Origin of the sequence: Ferrimonas balearica, assembly GCF_019802055.1 — a bacterium.
Classification (GTDB): domain Bacteria; phylum Pseudomonadota; class Gammaproteobacteria; order Enterobacterales; family Shewanellaceae; genus Ferrimonas; species Ferrimonas balearica_A.
The window spans coordinates 190,315-208,708 of record NZ_JAHVHW010000006.1; the positions used below are offsets into that span (position 1 = coordinate 190,315).

General features: G+C 61.5%; 14 protein-coding genes. 6 read left to right on the plus strand and 8 right to left on the minus strand.

Annotation, left to right across the window (positions count from 1 at the left end; genetic code table 11):
- Position 1 precedes the first annotated feature (1 nt).
- Positions 2 to 1,249, minus strand: a complete 1,248-nt coding sequence (locus tag KUV52_RS06205) for a cation:proton antiporter (protein WP_222525072.1) — start codon at positions 1,247 to 1,249, stop codon at positions 2 to 4.
- 173 nt (positions 1,250 to 1,422) lie between these two features.
- Between KUV52_RS06205 and KUV52_RS06210 the strand changes: the two genes are divergently transcribed.
- Positions 1,423 to 1,710 (plus strand): hypothetical protein, encoded by a 288-nt coding sequence (locus KUV52_RS06210; protein ID WP_222525073.1) that lies wholly within the window; start codon positions 1,423 to 1,425, stop codon positions 1,708 to 1,710.
- 63 nt (positions 1,711 to 1,773) lie between these two features.
- Here the strand turns inward: KUV52_RS06210 and KUV52_RS06215 are convergent, their stop codons facing one another.
- Together KUV52_RS06215 and KUV52_RS06220 are read right to left on the minus strand one after the other, a co-directional pair.
- Positions 1,774 to 3,417: a phosphoethanolamine transferase gene (locus KUV52_RS06215; protein ID WP_222525074.1), complete on the minus strand. Its 1,644-nt coding sequence runs from the start codon at positions 3,415 to 3,417 to the stop codon at positions 1,774 to 1,776.
- 54 nt (positions 3,418 to 3,471) lie between these two features.
- Positions 3,472 to 4,101 carry a trimeric intracellular cation channel family protein gene (locus KUV52_RS06220; protein WP_222525075.1) on the minus strand — a complete coding sequence of 210 codons (630 nt, stop codon included), beginning with the start codon at positions 4,099 to 4,101 and terminating at the stop codon, positions 3,472 to 3,474.
- 278 nt (positions 4,102 to 4,379) lie between these two features.
- Here KUV52_RS06220 and KUV52_RS06225 point away from each other — a divergent pair, with 278 nt between their 5' ends.
- Positions 4,380 to 5,795: a multiheme c-type cytochrome gene (locus tag KUV52_RS06225; RefSeq protein ID WP_222525076.1), complete on the plus strand. Its 1,416-nt coding sequence runs from the start codon at positions 4,380 to 4,382 to the stop codon at positions 5,793 to 5,795.
- Between the two features lie 347 nt (positions 5,796 to 6,142).
- Here the strand turns inward: KUV52_RS06225 and KUV52_RS06230 are convergent, their stop codons facing one another.
- On the minus strand, positions 6,143 to 7,249 hold the full coding sequence (locus tag KUV52_RS06230; RefSeq protein ID WP_222525077.1) for an AAA family ATPase: 1,107 nt from the start codon (positions 7,247 to 7,249) through the stop codon (positions 6,143 to 6,145).
- Between the two features lie 6 nt (positions 7,250 to 7,255).
- Positions 7,256 to 8,485, minus strand: a complete 1,230-nt coding sequence (locus KUV52_RS06235) for a VWA-like domain-containing protein (protein WP_261389910.1) — start codon at positions 8,483 to 8,485, stop codon at positions 7,256 to 7,258.
- Between the two features lie 91 nt (positions 8,486 to 8,576).
- On the opposite strand from KUV52_RS06235, the gene KUV52_RS06240 reads away from it, so the two are divergent.
- From KUV52_RS06240 to KUV52_RS06255, 4 genes are read left to right on the plus strand one after another with little or no spacing between them, the layout of a single operon-like run.
- A complete protein-coding gene (locus KUV52_RS06240) occupies positions 8,577 to 11,390 on the plus strand; it encodes a hypothetical protein (RefSeq protein WP_222525078.1) in 2,814 nt (937 codons plus the stop codon).
- A gap of 17 nt (positions 11,391 to 11,407) precedes the next feature.
- Positions 11,408 to 14,266, plus strand: a complete 2,859-nt coding sequence (locus tag KUV52_RS06245; RefSeq protein WP_222525079.1) for a BRCT domain-containing protein — start codon at positions 11,408 to 11,410, stop codon at positions 14,264 to 14,266.
- On the plus strand, positions 14,259 to 15,104 hold the full coding sequence (locus KUV52_RS06250; RefSeq protein ID WP_222525080.1) for a hypothetical protein: 846 nt from the start codon (positions 14,259 to 14,261) through the stop codon (positions 15,102 to 15,104). The genes KUV52_RS06245 and KUV52_RS06250 overlap by 8 nt, the downstream gene beginning before the upstream one ends.
- On the plus strand, positions 15,104 to 15,559 hold the full coding sequence (locus tag KUV52_RS06255) for a GNAT family N-acetyltransferase (RefSeq protein WP_222525081.1): 456 nt from the start codon (positions 15,104 to 15,106) through the stop codon (positions 15,557 to 15,559). Before KUV52_RS06250 ends, KUV52_RS06255 begins: the two co-directional genes overlap by 1 nt.
- A 329-nt stretch (positions 15,560 to 15,888) precedes the next feature.
- On the opposite strand, the gene KUV52_RS06260 is transcribed toward KUV52_RS06255, so the two are convergent.
- From KUV52_RS06260 to KUV52_RS06270, 3 genes are all read right to left on the minus strand, one after another.
- Positions 15,889 to 16,458, minus strand: coding sequence for a LemA family protein (locus KUV52_RS06260; protein WP_222525082.1), 570 nt, complete (start codon positions 16,456 to 16,458; stop codon positions 15,889 to 15,891).
- Positions 16,459 to 16,484: 26 nt separating this feature from the next.
- A complete protein-coding gene (locus tag KUV52_RS06265) occupies positions 16,485 to 17,744 on the minus strand; it encodes a DUF3137 domain-containing protein (protein ID WP_222525083.1) in 1,260 nt (419 codons plus the stop codon).
- Between the two features lie 186 nt (positions 17,745 to 17,930).
- Positions 17,931 to 18,386 carry a DUF2059 domain-containing protein gene (locus tag KUV52_RS06270; protein WP_222525084.1) on the minus strand — a complete coding sequence of 152 codons (456 nt, stop codon included), beginning with the start codon at positions 18,384 to 18,386 and terminating at the stop codon, positions 17,931 to 17,933.
- Between the last annotated feature and the right edge of the window lie 8 nt (positions 18,387 to 18,394).

Below are 18,394 nucleotides of genomic sequence, written 5' to 3' on the forward strand. Positions count from 1 at the left end.
TTCACTCCGAGAACTCGGAAGGGGGGCCATTGGGTGGTGGCGGACCGTAGATCCGCCTGAGCATCCAGGGGGTCAGCAATGTGGTGACCACCGCCATGATCACCACCGCCGAGAACATATGGGCCACCACCGGATGACCGCCGTTATTGAACAGCCCCGCCTTCAGGGCGATATCGGCGATAACCAGTTCCACCGCCCCCCGGGCACTCATCCCCGCCCCTACCGCAGCGGATTCCTGCCAGGAGAACCCCATCGCTTTGGCGGCCAGGCCGGAGCCCAGAAACTTACCCGCAAAGGCGGTAATCAGCAGCACAACTACGAATAGGGGGACTTCGGTCAGCGCGCCAAACTCCAGGTGCAGCCCCACTGAGGCGAAGAAGATGGGGGCCAGGAAACCGAAGGTCATGGCGGAGGTTTTGGCTCGTACCGCGTTGTAGGCTCGCTCATCAATGGTGTTGCGACCAAAGAACAGACCCGCCATAAAGGCGCCAACAATAAAGTGCAGCTCCAGCAGTTCCGCCAGAACGGAAAACGCCAACGCCCCCACCAGCAGTGCGCTGAACTCAAACTCTTTCTGCTTGATCATGCCGATAAAGCGGCCGCCGAGTGGGTAGATAAAGACACCAATGATCACGGTGATCAGGAAGAACAGCGCCACTTTCAGCAGCAACATGGCCACCATGGTGCCGCTGGTGGGCTCACCGCCGATCAAGGCTGTCAGCCAGGCCAGCAGAATCAGGCTCAATACATCATCAAACACTGCGGCTGAGATGATGATCTGGCCGGAGGGAGATTCGAGCTGGCCAAGATCCATCAGGATACGGACCGTGGCGGGAACGGCGGTGATCGCCAGTGCAGTGCCAAGAAATACGGACTGAGCCAGCAGGTTGGGACCGTCCGGCAGAAACAGGTAGCCCAGGCCGATGCCCAGGCCCATCGGAACCACCATCCCCAAGACGGCCACTGCCAGTGCCCCTTTGGAGTACTCCACCAACCGGCTGGGCTGAAGCTCGACCCCGGCAAACAGCATGATAAAGAACATGCCCAGATCGGTAATGGTGCTGAACACCGGGCTGGTTTTCAGGCCGGAGATCTGCGGAATGGCGTCCTGATAATGGGCGGCAAAGGTCCCCAGCGCGATCCCCGCCACAAGCTCTCCCATCAGTCCCGGTTGCCCAAGACGCTCCGCCACCTCACCAAAGGCGCGGGTGGTGACAAGCAGGATTAAGAGGATAAAAAACAGTTCCATGGGATGCCCCGGGCAACGAGCCCTGGCCAAAGCATAGTCCATAGGGGCGGGAACTTGAGGCTGAAAATCCGAGTCTTAGGATTAACAAAGGATCACACTCTGATCAGCGCCAATTCAGCTGAAATATGGCAAACTGGCGAATAATTGAACTCAACCCCATTTTGGAGGGCATAGTGAACGGCCGATTTTTGCATTCCTGGCACCAGCTCAGCGCCCTGGCCCGGGGCCAGAACCCCAGCCTGGGACGCTCACTGCTTGGCGGACTGATGCTGGCTTTGGCGGTTGTCCTGATTTTGCCCATCGCCTTCCTGCTGCTGTTGCTGCAGTTTGGGCTGATGTTGATTGGAGCAGTTGTGATGCTGATTCGGGGTCAGAAGCCCAAACCGGTGGTGTTCTACCAGAGCAACTATCGCCGGGAGAAGGTGATCAACCCGGATGTGGGTTCGCGGGACTCCCAATAACCCCCTTGCAGTAAACAGAAACGGCGCCACTGGGCGCCGTTTTTTGTGGTCTTTCCCTTGGGGTTATCCCCGGCAGTGACTCAGGATGTCCATGGTCGGCAGATACTCATCAGAGCCCACCTCCATCAACCCCAATACGGTATGGAAGAAGTTGTCCTGAGACCAGCCGCCCTTTTGCGCCTGCTGCTGAATGCACTGCAAGCCCAGCCCCTCATCACCGCGAAAATCCGGCGTCAACCACATCATCATCGGCACCCGACGCTGCTCTAACGGTGCCAGGGCGTAAGGCATGCCGTGCAGGTAAAGTCCGTCCTCGCCCAGTGACTCACCGTGGTCGGAGAGGTAGAGCATGGCGCTGTGGTAATCCGCCTGACGCGCCTTAAGCAGCGAGACCACCTGGCTCAACACCCAATCGGTGTAGCGCAGGGTATTGTCGTAGACGTTCACCAACTCCTGCTGGCTGCAGTTCTCAATGTCCGCCCGTTCACAGGCGGGCTGAAAGTGGGCAAACGCCTTGGGGTAACGCTTGAAGTAGGTGGGTCCATGACTGCCGATCAGGTGCAGCACTACCACCCGGTCCCCTTGCATGGCATCGATCCGCTCACCCAACCCCTTCAGCAGCACTTCGTCGAAGCAGGTTTTGCCATCGCACAGGGCCGCATCGCTGTCCGCCGAAATCGACTCATAGCTGATGTGGTTCGCTACCTTCTGGCTGCCCCCGTCGTTATCCCGCCACACCGTGGCGATGCCCGCCCGGGTCAGGATATCCATCAGGTTGTCCTGGTTGGTTGCGCTGGCCCGGTCAAAGTGGCCCCGGTCAAAATCGGAGAACATGCAGGGCACCGACACCGCAGTCGCGGTGCCGCAGGTGGCCACGTCCGGGAAGTAGACCAACTCGTCGATTTGCGAGGTATAGGGGTTGGTTTCCCGCTCGTAGCCATTGAGTTGCTGATTGGCGGCCCGGGCAGTCTCACCAATCACCAGCACCAGCAAACGGGGTTTGCCGTCTTTCGGCTCAGCAAGAATGTGCGCGTCCTTCCCCAGCTCCCGATAGGGCTCCGGCGTCGTCAGGTAGTTGTGCTTAACGAACTTTCCGACGCTGTAAACAAAGTGAGTGGGCACAATCATCTTGCGCAGGTAGCTGTTATTGCGCCCGACGGAGGCGTAGTCGACATAGTAGAGCGCGGCGATCAGCGCGATGACCGCCACGGAGGCCACCATCGGCACCAGCTTGTTAAGCAGCAGGAATCGGGGAAGGGTGCCACCGTAGTGAATTCGGGTACGCCACAGCACCAGAGCGGGCAGCACCCCAAAGCCGGTAACCCACAGCAGCAATGACGCACTGAAGTAGGAGCCCAACTCATGGGCGTTGGTTTCCACGGCGCTGGCCACCACCTCCTGGTCCGGCAGGATGCCGTACTGCACCATGGTGTAGCTGACCAGGCTGGAGACCACCAGCAGGGGGATAAACAGGGGCTTGGTCAATCTGGGCCAGGAGAGGCAGTGAAAAATCAGGTTGAATGCCGCCACAAAGAAGAAGGGCAGCGAGATGACAAATCCGAGAGAGACGGTGGGCAGGGCTTCAAGGATGGCCCAGAGCTTCATGGCCAGGGCCAGGTTGAGGGCCAGCGCAAAGTAAAGCGCCAGCCCCAGCACCACTTGCCAGAGGGGTCGTCCAGAGGTCAATGAACCGGTGCTTTCTGTCATGCGTTACCTCATGTTTGGCGAGTGCGTAATCCCCTGGCGAGCCGTTGCTGAACCTTAGTGCACCGGCTCCTGGTAGTTGAAGGTGGGCATGGTCCAGTGTCGGCGGATCGCCAGCATCCGGAACAGGAAGCCCAGAGCGAGGCAGACCACCAGCGACAACCCAGTATCGACCTTGAAGTGATCCAGTACCACGTAGAGGCCTGCAGTGATCAGTGAGATGATGGCGTACAGCTCTTTGCGGAACACCAGCGGGATCTCCTGGCAGAAAATATCGCGGATGATGCCACCAAATACGCCGGTCACTACGCCCATCACGATCGCCACCAACGGATCCAGGCCCAGAGCCAGGGTCTTCTGGGCACCAATCACGGAGAACACCGCCAGTCCGAGCGCGTCAATGGCCAGGAACAAACGAGAGAGATAGCGCATGACCGGGGCAATGGCGACGGTCAGCAGCGCAGCCCCGGCGATGGCCACCAGGTATTCGACGTTCTCGATCCACACCAGCGGGTAGTTGCCGATCAGCAGGTCACGCACGGTGCCGCCACCAATGGCAGTGGCACAGCCCACCATCACCACGCCAAACAGATCCATCTGGCGTCGGCCCGCAGCCAGGGCGCCGGTCATGGCTTCCGCCACAATCCCGATTACCCACAACACTGTAATGATCTGCGCCTCGTTCACCGGCTGCCACTCCAAAGGAAAATTTGAGGGCGACACTTTGCCTAATAAAGCGCCAACAGGACAGCGACCGATGCGCAACTGATGATGAATATCGCTAATGCCAGATGAGCGTAATAAACCAAGAGTGTGCGGCCCTTATCAGCGCCAAAGGCAGAACAAAAGTACAATCGCAGCTTAACTAAACAATTAAGTTTGAAGGCTTTTTCTGGATACACATTCAGGATTGAGCCTCAACTCACGAATGCGCGACAAAAAGCGCAAAAACTCTGAGAATAATGATGAATCGCCCCACTTTGCTTGCCTTACTGCTGTGTGCTGCTCTGCCTGCCGCCGCCAGCAATACTCAGCCCTATGCCCCCTCCTATCTGACCGTCAAAGACGGCGCCGAGCCTGCATTGAAGCACTACAGTGATCCGGAAGGCTGTAAGCGTTGTCACCCGCGGCAATACGCCGGATGGCAGGGCTCCATGCACTCCATCGCCTTTATCGACCCGGTTTACCAGGCTGAAGCGGCACTGGGCACCCAGGAAACCGATGGCGCTACCCACAATCTGTGCAAAGGCTGCCACACCCCCATCGGCACCGTAACCGAGTCGATCAGCTACGAGAGCGAATCCGGCAAGTTCGGCAGCTTCACCACCAAGGGCGTGGCGGCGAAAGGGGTCAGCTGCGACACCTGCCACACCGTCAGCGCCACCAACATCGCCCACACCGAGATGGGTGAACACGGCAACGCCTCTCTGGAACTGGCCACCGACCGGATTAAGCGTGGCCCCTTTGATGACGCCAAGGCCCGTGGCCACAAGACCGAATACTCCGAGCTGCACACCCGCTCCGAGTTCTGCGCCAACTGCCACAACGTGTTCAACCCGGTGCACGGCAACTTCCCGCTGGAGCACACCTACGAGGAGTGGAAAAACTCCGAGTACGCCAAGGCGGATATCCAGTGTCAGGACTGCCATATGGTGCCGGTGGAGGTCGCCGTACGCGTGGCCGATGAGATGAAGCCGGTGAAAGCGCTGGAGCAGCACCGCCTGAGCGGCCAGGCCGCCCGCGGTGGCCCGGTTCGCTCCGTGGTGCATGACCACGGCTTCGTCGGCGGCAACGCCGTACTGGCGCCCCTGCTGGGTGTTGAGGGGGGAGAAGCCCACGCCCAGGAAGCGACCAAGCGTCTGCAAACCGTGGCGGAGCTGGAAACCGCGCTGGTGGAAGCCGATAGCAAAGCCCAGCTGAGCGTGACCGTTCACAATCGCCGCGCCGGTCACGACCTGCCCACCAGCCTGAGCTTTATCCGCCAGGTGTGGCTGGAAGTGGTGATTGAAGATGCCCAGGGCAACATTCTGCTGCGCTCCGGCACCCTGAACGCCGACAACAGCCTGCCGGCGGACACCGTGGTGTTCCAGGACATCGCCGTGGATGCGGAAGGCAAACCGGAGCACAAGCCGTGGAAGATCGCCCGCTTCTCCGTGGAGAACAGCATCCCGGCCAAGGGCAGCAAAACCGTTGAGTACGGCTTCGCCCTGCCGGCGGAGGGTCAGTACATCGTGACCACCACCCTGCACTACCGCTCCTTTGATCAGAGCGTGGCGGATTACCTGCTGACCGACAGCGTCACCGTGCCGGCCATTACCATGAACCGCCTGACCCAGCGCTTTGAGGGCACCCGCCTGATCAGCAGCGACAACAGCCTGTAATCGGGCGAGTCAGAAGAGAAAAGCCACCGCAGTTGCGGTGGCTTTTTTATTGGCCCGAGGGTGAGTAACCCGCTCGGTATCCACACCGGCGCAACCGTGGGTTGGAAACCCACGCTACGAAATCGACGCAACCGTGGGTTAGAAACCGACTCCGCGTAGCGTGGGCTTTGAGCCCACTGACACCAGGCGAAATCCACACCGGCACAGCCGTGGGTGGGTAACCCGCTCGGTATCCACACCGGTGCAGCCGTGGGTTGGAAACCCACGCTACGAAATCGACGCAACCGTGGGTTGGAAACCCGCTCCGCGTAGCGTGGGCTTTGAGCCCACGGATACGGTGATCCGGCTTAAGCGGCGTTGGTCAAAAACAGCTTGGCCAGTTCTGCGTCCGCCAGCACCCCTTTCAGGGCCGGGTTGTCGCCGTTCATCATGTCCTGCATCAGCCCCAAGCGCAGGTCGTTGGGCAGCAGCGGCATCTTTAGAAACGCCTGCAGGTTGCCCATCTGCTCGGCATTGGGCTTCACCTTGTTGACCTTGAGGTAGTGGTACAGGCGGGTACACAGAGTGGCCAAAATATCGATGCGCGGCATCTTGCCACCGGCGGTGCGCTCAATCTGCGGAAGGATGGTCTTGGTGAAATCCTTAGCCTCAACGATGGCCTGGGGAGCCACCAGCTGGCTCAGGTTCTGTTCCACAAAGGCGACAAAGGCCGCGCAGGTGGTGTCATCCAGGCAGGATCGGGCCAGGATGTTCACCAGCGGCAGCTCGGCGCGCAGGTCTTTAATCCCCGCAATGCTCTGGAAAAACTGCACCAGTGAACGGGGGGTGGTGCGCTCACCGTCCACCAGCTCCGGGTAGGTCAGCACAAAATCGATGCCACGGGGATCCACGCCCGCCTGCTCCGCCCACAGGGCCCAGGCTTTGGCGTCAAACTCCATGGTGACGTGCATCATCCGGGTCAGCATGGCGTCGTCCATCGGCGTGACTGAGTAGTCGCCGCCGTCCGGGTTAGCGGTCAAGATGATCTGCCACCCCTCCGGCAGCGCCCAACTGATCAGCTCGTGGTTCTGCAGCAGTTGCATAATGCCCCGCAGGATTCGCTCGTCGGCGCGGTTCACGTCGTCGATCAGCAGGATTCCCGGGCCCGGCTCAGTGGGCACCCAGTGGGGCGCGGCGAAACGGGTGACGGTGTCACCATTGGCGTCGGTTTCCACCCGGGGCATCCCCAGCAGATCCCCCATCTCCTCAAACTGCGCCGGAGCAATGGCACGCCACTGCATACCGCGCTCAACGGCGATCTGCTCCACCATCTGGGTTTTACCGATGCCGTGACGGCCCCAGATGCAGATGGGGGTCGCACGCTGTCCCGAAGCGGGGATCAGGTGTTCGACAAAGCGGCGGACTTCCGGGGCCTGACAGGTCAGGCCGTAATAGGTGTACTGGTGTTGGCTCATGGTGACTCAATCCGTAGTGAGGGCGGCCATGGGGATCACCCGGCCACAACTGCGCAAATGGGCAAAATCGTCCTTGGATCCGCGGCCTTGAATCAGCCACAGGAGCGAAGCACGCGGGGGCACCGTCGGAGCAGGCGCCTCGCCGTCGGTGAAGTAGATGATGCCGTCGAAACGGTGTTTATTGGCGTAGGCCACCGGGGCGTTGAAATCGGTGCCGCCCCGGCCACTGACCGAAGTCGGCGCAATGCCGCGATAAACGTAATCCCGGTGGATATCCACATCGCACTCCACCACGGTGATCTCTGCGCCAGCGCGCCAGATGTGGTGCAGCTCGTCGAAAAACGCCCGCAACTGCTGGTCGTTGACGCTGGCTGAAGTGTCCACCGCCACCAGCAGGCGCTGGTGCGGAATGATGCGGGTACCGGGGGTGGTGCCGTAGCGCTTGGAGGGACGACGCAGGGTGTTCTTCACCGAGGTACGTCGGCTGCTGTTGGCAAACAGGCGCAGAGCGCGGCGCCAGTCGAGGGTGGTCCGGCGGCGTTCGAGAAGCGCCTGAACCCGGGCCAGGATGGCCAGCGGGATCTGGCCCCGGCCCCGCTGGTGGCTGTCCAGCTCCATCCGGTTGGCGGCCTGCTCCAGCTTGTTGTCCAGAGTTTGCCGGGCCAGCGATCCCTCGGCCTCCGACTGCTGACCAAACTCCGCCCAGCTTTCATGGCCAGGAGGGGCCACCCCTTCGCCGGCACCGGGGCCCTTGCCCCCGGAGGGCGGCAGCGCCTGGTAGTAGTAGGCCAGCTCCTTGTGGGGTTCGAGCGGGTCCAGCCCCTGGGTTTCACGCCAGGTGTTGAGCCGCTCCAGAGTCAGCGCATCGCTGCCCAGTTGATCCGCACTGAGGTACTGATTGGCCACCAGATCGGCGGCCCGATCAAAGCGCCCCTTATCGGCATAACGGGCCCGCATAAAGGGATGACCAAACACCAGGTGCAGCGCTTCATGCTTGAGCGCCCCCAGCTGTTGAGTCTGCGATAAGCCCTCCCACAACGCAGGACGACAGCGCAACTCCACATCACTGCTGCCTCGCGGCGCCGACTCAAGCGGGGCGTGGCTCCGGTCGTCCTGGCTGAGGATCACTTTGTGAAAACTGGCCAGGTAGTGGCCATAGAAAGGTTCCTGCAACATCAGTTTGACTGATGTTCGTGACAGCAGCGGCTCGATAACGGTTCCAACTCGATTAACCATATGATTCGAATGGGATTATCCATACAATGCCTGCCTCGTCAACGCGTTGGTGGACGGGCCGCCAGCCAGGCAGTATTGAAGGAGTATGGCCATGCGCACGCTGAAGATATACGACGATCTCGAGTCCTATCTGAAGAAAATCCACACCGATGTGACCGAGCTCATCTACGACTGCGATGACCCGATCCCCAGCTGGCAAGCACTGGCCACCGCCTTCCCCAACGTCACCCAGATCCGCATCAGCGACATGGGCCACATCGGCATCACACGGCTGATCAACCACGAGTTCTTTGACGCCTTCCCCAGCCTTCACGGCCTGTTTATCGCCAACAACAGAAGGAACCCCATCACCACCGACCTGAGCGGCGTCAATCCGGCCCACCTCACCGAGCTGCGCCAACTGGAGCTGGCCCGCTGCCGCACCGGCGACTTCGACCTGTTCGGCAACCTGCCCAGGCTGGAGAGCCTGACCGTGCTGGCCGACGACAAGCAGGTTCGCCTGCACACCGGCCCTGACTGCGTGCTCACCAAGGTGCGCATGGCTTTTGGCCCCCGGGTTCGCGCCATCGACATCGACCTGGCCTCCAGCCCGGTGGTGGAGCTGACCCTTGGTCACAACAACCGCCACTACCCGCCGGAAGCCAAAAACGTCGTCATTGATCGCCTGACCCTGCCCAACCACCTCCATACGCTGTTGCTGAACCTCGATACCCAAACGCCGCTGCCGGCACGCCTGCTGGGTGACAACCAGAAGCTGGATAAGCTGGAGATGCGCCTGGCCGTTCCTGCGTTTTCCGCCGACACCCTGAGCGACCTCAGCGAGGTGGGTAAAATCCATTTCCTGATGGAGGGGGAAACCGCGCCCCTGCCTGCGGGCTTCTTTGCCGGTCTGCGCCAGGTGGACGAGCTGGAACTCCGCTTTGAGCACACCCCTATTGAAGGCCCTCTGCTGCCCGCCAATATGAGCCTCAAGCAGCTGACCTATTTCAATGCCTCAGGCCACCTGAGCGACACTGATGCCCTCGTCCTGCCGGACCTGGAAGTGGCCTGCATGTTCGGTCTGAAAGCGGATCAGCTGGGCTGGCTGGCGCACAGCCCGATGCTGCAGCGACTGAGCCTGTACCTGGATAAACACCCCCTGACCGACCTGCCGTCGCTGCCCAACCTGAAGCACCTGGTGCTGCGGGGGACAGAGATGGCCCAGCTGCCCGCCACCGTGCGCAGCAACCCCAACCTGGAGACGCTGGCGCTGCTGTGGTTCCGGATCGGCCAGTTGGGGGATCTCTCTGCAATGACCGGCCTCAAAGAGCTGTGGCTGTCGCCGGTGCAGGACAAACAATCCAACCTGCCACCGCTGGATGGCCTGACCCATCTGCCGCAGCTGGAGGAGCTGCGCCTCGACATCGAGCTGGAACGCTTTGATCCCAACTGGCTGAACCTGGCCCCGGGCGCCCATTTGATGGTGCGCGCTGAGCGCTTCGAAGCCCTGTTCGATATCCTGCGCGCCAGCCACCTCGACAACGCCACGGTGCATCAGTACCTGGACCAGCTGATTGCGGTGCAGAAACCCGCCCAGCTGCCCGCCATGCCCGCCGATTTCCACCTTGTGATGATGGAGGCCAAGCACAACCGCTTTAAGGCCCAGCACAAAGCCTGGTTGCGCAGCGTTGCACAAGACAGCGAGCAGCAGCGTCCCTTTGGCGCCGACAGCGTGCTGTTTGTCTGTGGCCGCAGCGCCTTTAAGGCCAGTGAGCTGAAAGCCCAGGCCGAGACCATCGGTTTCACCCTGAGCAAAACCCTCAACGACAGTGTCACGCACGTGCTGGTGGGCACCGCCCCCAAAGCGGTGGAGAAGCTCGACCCGGAGCGCCACGCCCTGATCGACGACACCACCCTGCAGCAGTGTTTCACGGCCGAGGCGCCCAAGTTCCTGCAGCAGGAGACCAGCAACGTCATGACGGATTCGGTGATGGCGATGCTGAACTCACCGGACGAGGCCAGCCACAAGGTGGCGGCCCAGATGCTAGAGCAGGGCGGCGTCACCGAGCCGATGCTGATGCCGCTGTTTCTGATCCTCAAAACCACCGCCGACAACGAGCTGCGCAAGCAGATCAGGAACCTGCTGGCCGGCCATGGCGACGACGCATTCCAGCTGGCGGTGAACGACCGCATCCTGTTCAACAGCTGTCGCGGCCTCGATCGCCACGGCCGCGAGCAGAGCCAGGGCAGCATGGTTAAGAAGCTGAAGGGCCAGCGCCGTAAGTGGGGTGACGCCCTCTGCAACGACTTTGCCAAAGCCTACTACGATCGCTTTGGCGAGGGCCTGATGTACCTGATGATGCAGCGTGACAGCTGCCCTCATCGCGAAGCGATCCTCGACACTCTGGTCGAGGGTGATTGCCTGAACTGGCACCGTGGCGCCGGGTTTGGCCCGGTGCTGGAGCGCGCCGATGAGAAGAAGCGCACCGACCTGCACTGGCACCCGCAGTACTGCTTTAACCGCAACGCCGACCTGGGCAGTGCCGTCACCTACATCCCCGAAGGGATGGCGGAGCGCCACAACATTCGCGAGCTGAACCTGAGTGTCTGCCTGCTCGACACCCTGCCCAAAGGCAGCGCGCAGTTCACCGGCCTGCGTCGTCTCAACCTGAGCTTCAATGCGTTTGAGAAACTGCCCGCGTCGCTGGCCAACTTTGCCGAACTGGAGGAGCTGGATCTCTCCTACAACCACTTCAGCGCCTTCCCCGCCGTGCTGCTGAAGCTGAAAAACCTGAAGCGTCTCGACCTGCGCCGCGCCACCCGGGTGGATTACACCGAAGGGTACAACCGCCACTACCGCAAACTGACGGTACCGCAGGCGTTCCGCGATGCCCTGCCCCACTGTGAAATTCTTGAAGACGCCTGAGCAACGGAATCCCCGCCATGAGTTATGAAAGCCTGCGCCACTACGACCTGCCCCTGGATGGTGAAGTGATTGAGGACGCCGACGTCCTCACTTACAAACTGAAGGACAATCACCCGGAATGGGCGGCACTGGGCCACCGTTATCCCAACCTGACCCACTACTGCCTGTCCGACCGTGAAGAGAGTGCCTGCCGGCCGCCGGAGCCGGAGATGTACAAGCACTTCCCCAAGCTGACCCACTTGTCGCTGGGGGGATTGCCGCTCAACAGCGACGACATCGACCCGGTCAGCATGGCGAAGATCACGTCCATCGACGGCATCGTGGTGCGGGATGCGGACACCTTTGCCAAACTGACCGCCCTGCCCGCCCTGACCGAGCTGAAGCTGCGCTTCCATGGCCACGAAGCCGATCTGTGCGCCGCCGAAGGCAGCCAGCTGAAAAGCCTCTCCATCGAGATCAGCGCCGCAGAGCGGCTCGGCATCGACCTGACCCACGCCCGCCAGCTCCAGGACTGCCACCTCAGCGACTTCAACTACTTCGGTCGCCTCGAAGGCGTCGACATGGCGCTGGGCCCGGTGCAGATGCCCCGCAGCATCAAAGAGTTCGACCTCACTACCCAGGGCAAAGTGGCGCTGTCCGGCCCCCTGCTTCAGGCGGGCACCAAAGCCGGGCAGATCCGCATGCAAAGCCAACAGCTGACGCTGGCTCCCGGCACCCTGGGCGAGGCCGCCCATATCGATCTGCTGCACCTCAACAGCCGCGACGGCAGCCCGGTTCCGGACGGTCTGTTGGACGGCATTGAGGCGATGGACTCCCTGTGGCTGTGGCTGCACGGCACCCGCGCCAACCTCACTGCGCTTATCGGCAACCGGCCGCAACTCAGGAGCCTGCACATGTACGAATGCAGCCTGGCGGAGTTCGTGGGCCCGGTCAGCCTGCCCGCGCTGACCCGCGCTGAGTTTGATGGCACACCCCTGTCCCAGCTCGGCTGGCTGAGCGATTGCCCGAAGCTGTCCAAGCTGGTGCTGAACCGACCCGGCCCGCTGGGTGACGGCGCCCTGCTGGGCCGCATTACGACCCAGGAACTGGTGCTGAGTGACATCAAAGAGGCGGAACTGCCGCTGCCCCTGCGCCAGAACACCCACGTGGAGACGCTGCAGATCCGCCTGCCCGAGATGCCCACCCTGGGTGACCTCAGTGCCATGACCGGCGTGCGCCACCTGCGCATTGGCGGCAATGACCACAACGGCCGCAACTACGTGGTGCCCAACCTGGACGACGCCCTCACCCTGCCCGGTCTGGAGTCCGTCAGGCTCGACCTGCCGCAGGATCAGGAAGAGGCCACCGGCGCCGAAGCACTGGCCTGCCTGCCCCATAACGTCTTCTGTATGGTTGACCTGTTCAATCGCGGCAGCCGGGGGGAGCAGCTCTCCAAGCAGCTGAGCATCATCAAAAATGCCGAGCTCACCGAAGAGCAGAAACGCCGCTACTGGCGGGTGCTGCTGGACACCCCGAAGATCAAAGACCTGCCCACCGACGACAACCTGCTCGACGCCCCGTTCCATATGGCGATGCTGGAGGGCAAGCACACCCCGCTGAAGTCCCTGGCCCACAGCTGGCTGCAACGCACCAGCCAGGCCAGCGTGAAGGCGCGTCCCCTGGACGATTCCGCGGTGCTGTTCATCTGCGGCAAGAGTGGCTTTAAGGCCGCCGAGCTGAAAGAGAAAGCGGCGGAGCTGGGCTTTACCCTCAGCAAAACCCTGAACGATACCGTCACTCACGTGGTGCTGGGGAGCAACCCGAAAAACACCCGTGCCATCGATCCGGACCAATGCTTGATCATCGACGACAGCGCCCTGAAGCAGTGGTTTGATGCCGCCCAACCCCGTTTCCTGCAGCAATCCGGCAGCGAAGGGATGGTGGAAACCGTGCTGGAGATGCTGGCCTCACCGGACCACAACAGCCACAAGGTGGCCGTCTCCATGCTGGAGCAGGGCGGCGTCACCGAGCCGATGCTGATGCCGTTGTTCCTGGCCCTGAAAACCACCAGCGACAAAGCGATGCGCAAAACTATTCAGGGCCTGCTGGCCGGGCTGGGCAACGCCGACTTCCAGCTGGCGGTGAATGACCGGGTTTACTTCGAAGACGAGCTGCGCGGCGTTGACTGGGAGGGCCACCCCACCGGCGAAGGCCCGATGCTGAAGAAGCTGAAAACCCTGCCCAAGCGCTGGGGCCGACCGCTGGTGATCGACTTCGCCAAAGCCTACTTCGATCGCTACGGCGAGGGCCTGATGTGGGTGCTGACCCAGAAAGAGGAGTGCCCCCAGCGCCGCGCCATCATCGACACCCTGGTGGAGGGCGAAACCCTCAACTGGCACAAAGGCTGCGGCATGGCACGGGTGCTGGAGGGCGCCGACGAGGAGCGCCTGGAGAACTGCCACCGCTCTCCGGACATCTACATGCAGCACTGCTTCGACCTCGGCAGCCCCAAAACCCGCTTGCCGGAAGCCCTGCCCCGGGACACCCGCATCACCGAACTGGATATGCACAACTGCTATCTGGACAGCCTGCCGGCCAACATTGAGCACTACACCGACGTCACCCGGCTGAACCTGCGGTTCAACCACATCGAGACGCTATCGCCCAAGCTGGCCAAACTCACCGAACTGGAGGAGCTGGACCTCTCCTTCAACCACTTCTATGAGTTCCCGAAGGTGCTGATGAAGCTGAAGAAGCTGAAGCGTCTGGATCTGCGCCGTGCCTCGCCGCCGGAATACCGCAGTGGCTACGACACCGAAGAGGGTTACGAGCCCCTGCGCGCCACCGAGGCCTTCCGCAAGACGTTCCCACAGTGCGAGATCCTGGAAGATGAGTAACCCTGGCCCCACCCTGAGCCGCGCCCTGAAAGGGGCGCTGCTGGTCAGCATCCTGGGCGGCTGCAGCCTGCTGCCACCCCGTCACGCCGACGAGGTGGTCGGGCTGCTGCACCAGCTCGATCTTTGCCAGTACAGCGAGCAGGAGCGGGACGCGATGTTTGCCGCCGCCAAGGCAGGCAACAAGCTGCCGTTCCCACTGGCCTATTGTGAAGGCGAGCGCAGCCCGGCGTTTCAGGCCCGCTGGCTGGCCGAGCGCGCCACCACCGAGCACCGGGTGCTGGGCGCCCACTTCGAACCCGATGGCTACGGCGCGGCGCTGGTGGAGGTCACCCTGCCGGGTTGGGGTGCGTTGTGTCAGCAGGTGGGGGTAAAAGACAACATCGCCTGCAGCCATCTGGTGCTCGGCATCAACGCGCCCCATATGGATCCGGTGTCACCGTCGGAACGCCTGCGTTTGCTGAGCCAGCAGGACCAGCTGGCGAAAATCGACGAGGTGCCGCGGATGCAGGACACCTTCCTGATGCCGGTGAAGCGCGCCGCCGATGGCCGCCTTATCCCCAACTGGGTGACCGACGCTGGCGCCACCCGGGCCAACCGGGGCCTGGCCGATCAGCTCGGGGTGCCCATCGAGATCAAGGAGGGACGCCCCTACTCGTCTCAGTTGGAACTGTTGACTCAGGACGATCTGGCGCCACAATTCCGTGGGGTGTTCTACTTCACCACCCCTGAACACTTAGACTACGCCGCCCGGCCTGCACCGCCGTACTCGATACCGTTGCGCCGGGGCGTCACCACCCGCGGATTCCGCGTTACGCTTTATCGGGCCATGCCGAACTGATGAAACAACCCACCCCTGAACACGCCGGCCTGCGCCGCGCCACCAAGTCCGATCTGCCCGCCCTGCTGGCGCTGGAACAGGCCTGTTTTGGCCACCACAGCTACCCGGACTTCTTCTTCCGCCAGGCTCTCGACTGCTGGGGTGACCAGCTTTGGGTAGCCGAACAGGATGGCGAGGTGCTGGGCTACCTGCTGATGGCCCCGGGCCAGCAGCAGGAGGGGTGGATCCTGGCATTGGCGGTGGCCGAAGCCGCCCGGGGCCGGGGCCTGGCCCGTGCCCTGCTGAACCAGGCACTGAGCGAGGCCGGGCGCTACGCCCGCCTGAAGCTCACCGTGGACCCGGCCAACACCCCGGCGCTGGCGCTCTACCAGAGCCTCGGCTTTGTCACCGTGGATCGGGAACCGGACTACTTCGGCCCGGACTCCCCCCGGCTGGTGTTGGCCTGGACGCCCTGAGCCACAGAGCGCTCCTCCTGTAGCGTGGCCTGTAGCGTAGATCTGTAGCGTGGGCTTATAGCCCACGGGCCACACTCAACTCGACGGACCAAATCCGTGGGCTCAAAGCCCACGCTACGAAGCGCCAACCCAAACGGCCGCACGCAATCCAGCGCGCCGAATCCGTGGGCTATAAGCCCACGCTACGAAGCCCCAAACTCCAACCCGAGCGGTAAAACGCGCACCAAATCGTGGGGTCAAAACCCACGCTACGAAGAAAGAACGGCGATATCGGGACACAAAAAAGCGGGCCGATTGGCCCGCTTTTTCTTGGTTGGAAACACCCCGGATTACAGGTTCGGCTTGTATTCGAATCCCGCCTGGGCCTGACTGTCGGTAAAGCTCTGAATCCGCGACTTGCGACACAGCAAGCCGTTGACCAGCGAGCCGGGGAACATCTGGATGGCGTTGTTAAACTCTTCCACGTTGTGGTTGAAGATGCGGATGGCGGCACCCACCTGCTCCTGCTGCTCGCTGATCTCCGCCATCACCTTCAGGTAGGTGTCGGAGGCTTTCAGGTCCGGATAGGCTTCCACCGCCACTTTCAGGCCGTTCATCAGGGCCTGGGTGGACTGCTCCGCCTTGGCCAGCTTGCCCGCGTCGACGCCGTTATCCAGATCAGCGATAGCACTGCGCAGGGCGGTCACCTCTTTCAGTACGGACGCTTCATGCAGCTTGTAGTCCTCAACCATCTTCTCCACATGGGGGATGATTTGGTTCTTCTGGCGCTCCTGGGTCAGCACGGAGGCCCAGGCGCGGTCTACCGCATTGTGCTTACCGATGATGCCGTTGTAGATCAGGATGATGATGATGATCGCCAGCACCAGCGGGATCACAACAAAAAGCAGGGTCTCGTTCATTACGATTAGTCCTTATGGTTATCGGGTCAGGCGCTGGCCCGGAAATTGTTATCGCTCAGACGCATCAGGGTGTGCAGCGTCTCCAGCAGGGCGTCCAGCTTGCCCAGCTCAGCGTGACCGGCAATCTCTTCGGCAAACTCTACGGGGTTGTCCAGGTTGTACCGGCACTCCACCGCCAGCAGATCCTTGTCATCAAACGCCAAGCACAACTGGCCAGCGTCGTTAATCTCAATCACCGGACGCTTCACGTTCTCACCCAGCGTGTTCAGGCTCTCCACCACCGCCGGAGAGAGCAGGCGGGCCGCCACCATCTGGTCAGCCACTTTCACTTTAAAACGGCGGTTAAAGGCGTTGGAGGCGGTGCGGTAATCCTCGCCCTTGAAGCGCAAGCGGTTATCACCGGCCAGGCTCAGGGAGCGGGCAAAAGGGAACTCCAGCAACAAGCCATGACGGTAGTAGCTGGTACGGCGGGTGCGGGTTTTTGTGTTGCCGTTGGAGTCGGTGTAGGTTTCGGTACGGCGCTCAATATAGTGGTAGTGATAAAGCTCGTAATCGAACTGATGGACATCGCCCTGGTAACGGCCCTGATACAGCGCCACCAGCTCTTTCAGATCATTGCCACGGTTAAACTCGCGGAAAGCACGCAGCAGTTGGTCCATCCGCCCTTTCGAGCTGATCTCCTTGAGCCCGTTGTTGAGCAGCGCGTCCTTGAGGACGATGGCGTCGGTGAGCGGGTAACGCCAGTTCTGGCGCTTACGCAGCCACAACCACAGACTGACCGCGAGGCCAAAAGCGATCACCATCACCAGCGGGTCAGGCGCCATACCAAGGTAATGAACCATCGGCGCCACTACGCTGAACAGGGTGTTCCAGAACAGCTGGTGCCATATCGGCAGCAGGGCGGGCAGCCCGCAGAGCAGGGTGATCACCCCGATGCGGATTTTGGGTTTGGCCAGCATATTGGGCAGGGGCAGCCAGCGTTTCTGGCGCTCCAAACGGCGGGCCAGGAAAAAGCCCAGCAGCGGCAAAATCCAGTAGCTCATGTTGCCGGCGACCAGGTCAAACACCCCCATATAGCCGTACAGCACGTTCGCCACCATCACAAAGACCGTCACCGCCATCAGCAGGCCAAACAGGCCCCACCAGGGACCATCACGATAATCCAGTGGCCCCGGGTGTTCAGCCACCGAGCGCACCACCTTAACCAACGCCTCCTGACTGTCAGCTGCGGCCACATCAGCTTCGAGCTGGGCGATATTCTGCTTCACCTTTCGGTTGTGACTCATGGAAGTTCCTTGTCGCGCTTAAGACTGCCCACTTTAGGCGGACGGCAAAGCCAGAAATTTTACTAAAGCCGTGAAAAAACAACAGGATTCAGAGCGTATTTTCGAATGATGCTCTGCAATACAGCGGGGCGTGACGGTGAGAGTATCCCGACATGAAACCGCCCGGCGGGGCCGGGCGGTGGGGAATCATTGCTGCTCTGGGGTTTCCAGCGCTCTGAGTTGAGCTTCCAGTTTGGGCAGATTCTCCTGCAGTTTGCGCAGGGTCAGCGCGTTGCTCTTCTGCATCAATTCCGGCATCAGGTCGAGGGATTTCTGGCCGACGGGGCTACGGTAGAAGTGGGCCAGCTCACGCAGTTCACCGGTGGTAAAGGCTTCGGCATAGAGGGTGATCAGGTCCGCTTCCAGCTGTTGATAGCCCAGATGCTCGGCAAAAAACTGGCTGATCACCTCGGCGTGAGCCCCGGCATCCGGATCTGCCACCAGAATGTTGGCTTTGATCTGCTCCGTGACCATGCCCAGCATCTGCTCGGTGCGCGATGCCTCCAGCAGATCCCGAGCCGCCGCCACCGCATCCTCATCCAGAGCCTGTGCGGGCATGGCCAGACACAAGCCCAGCAGCGCGCCACCTAAAATCCGTTTCATCTTTCACT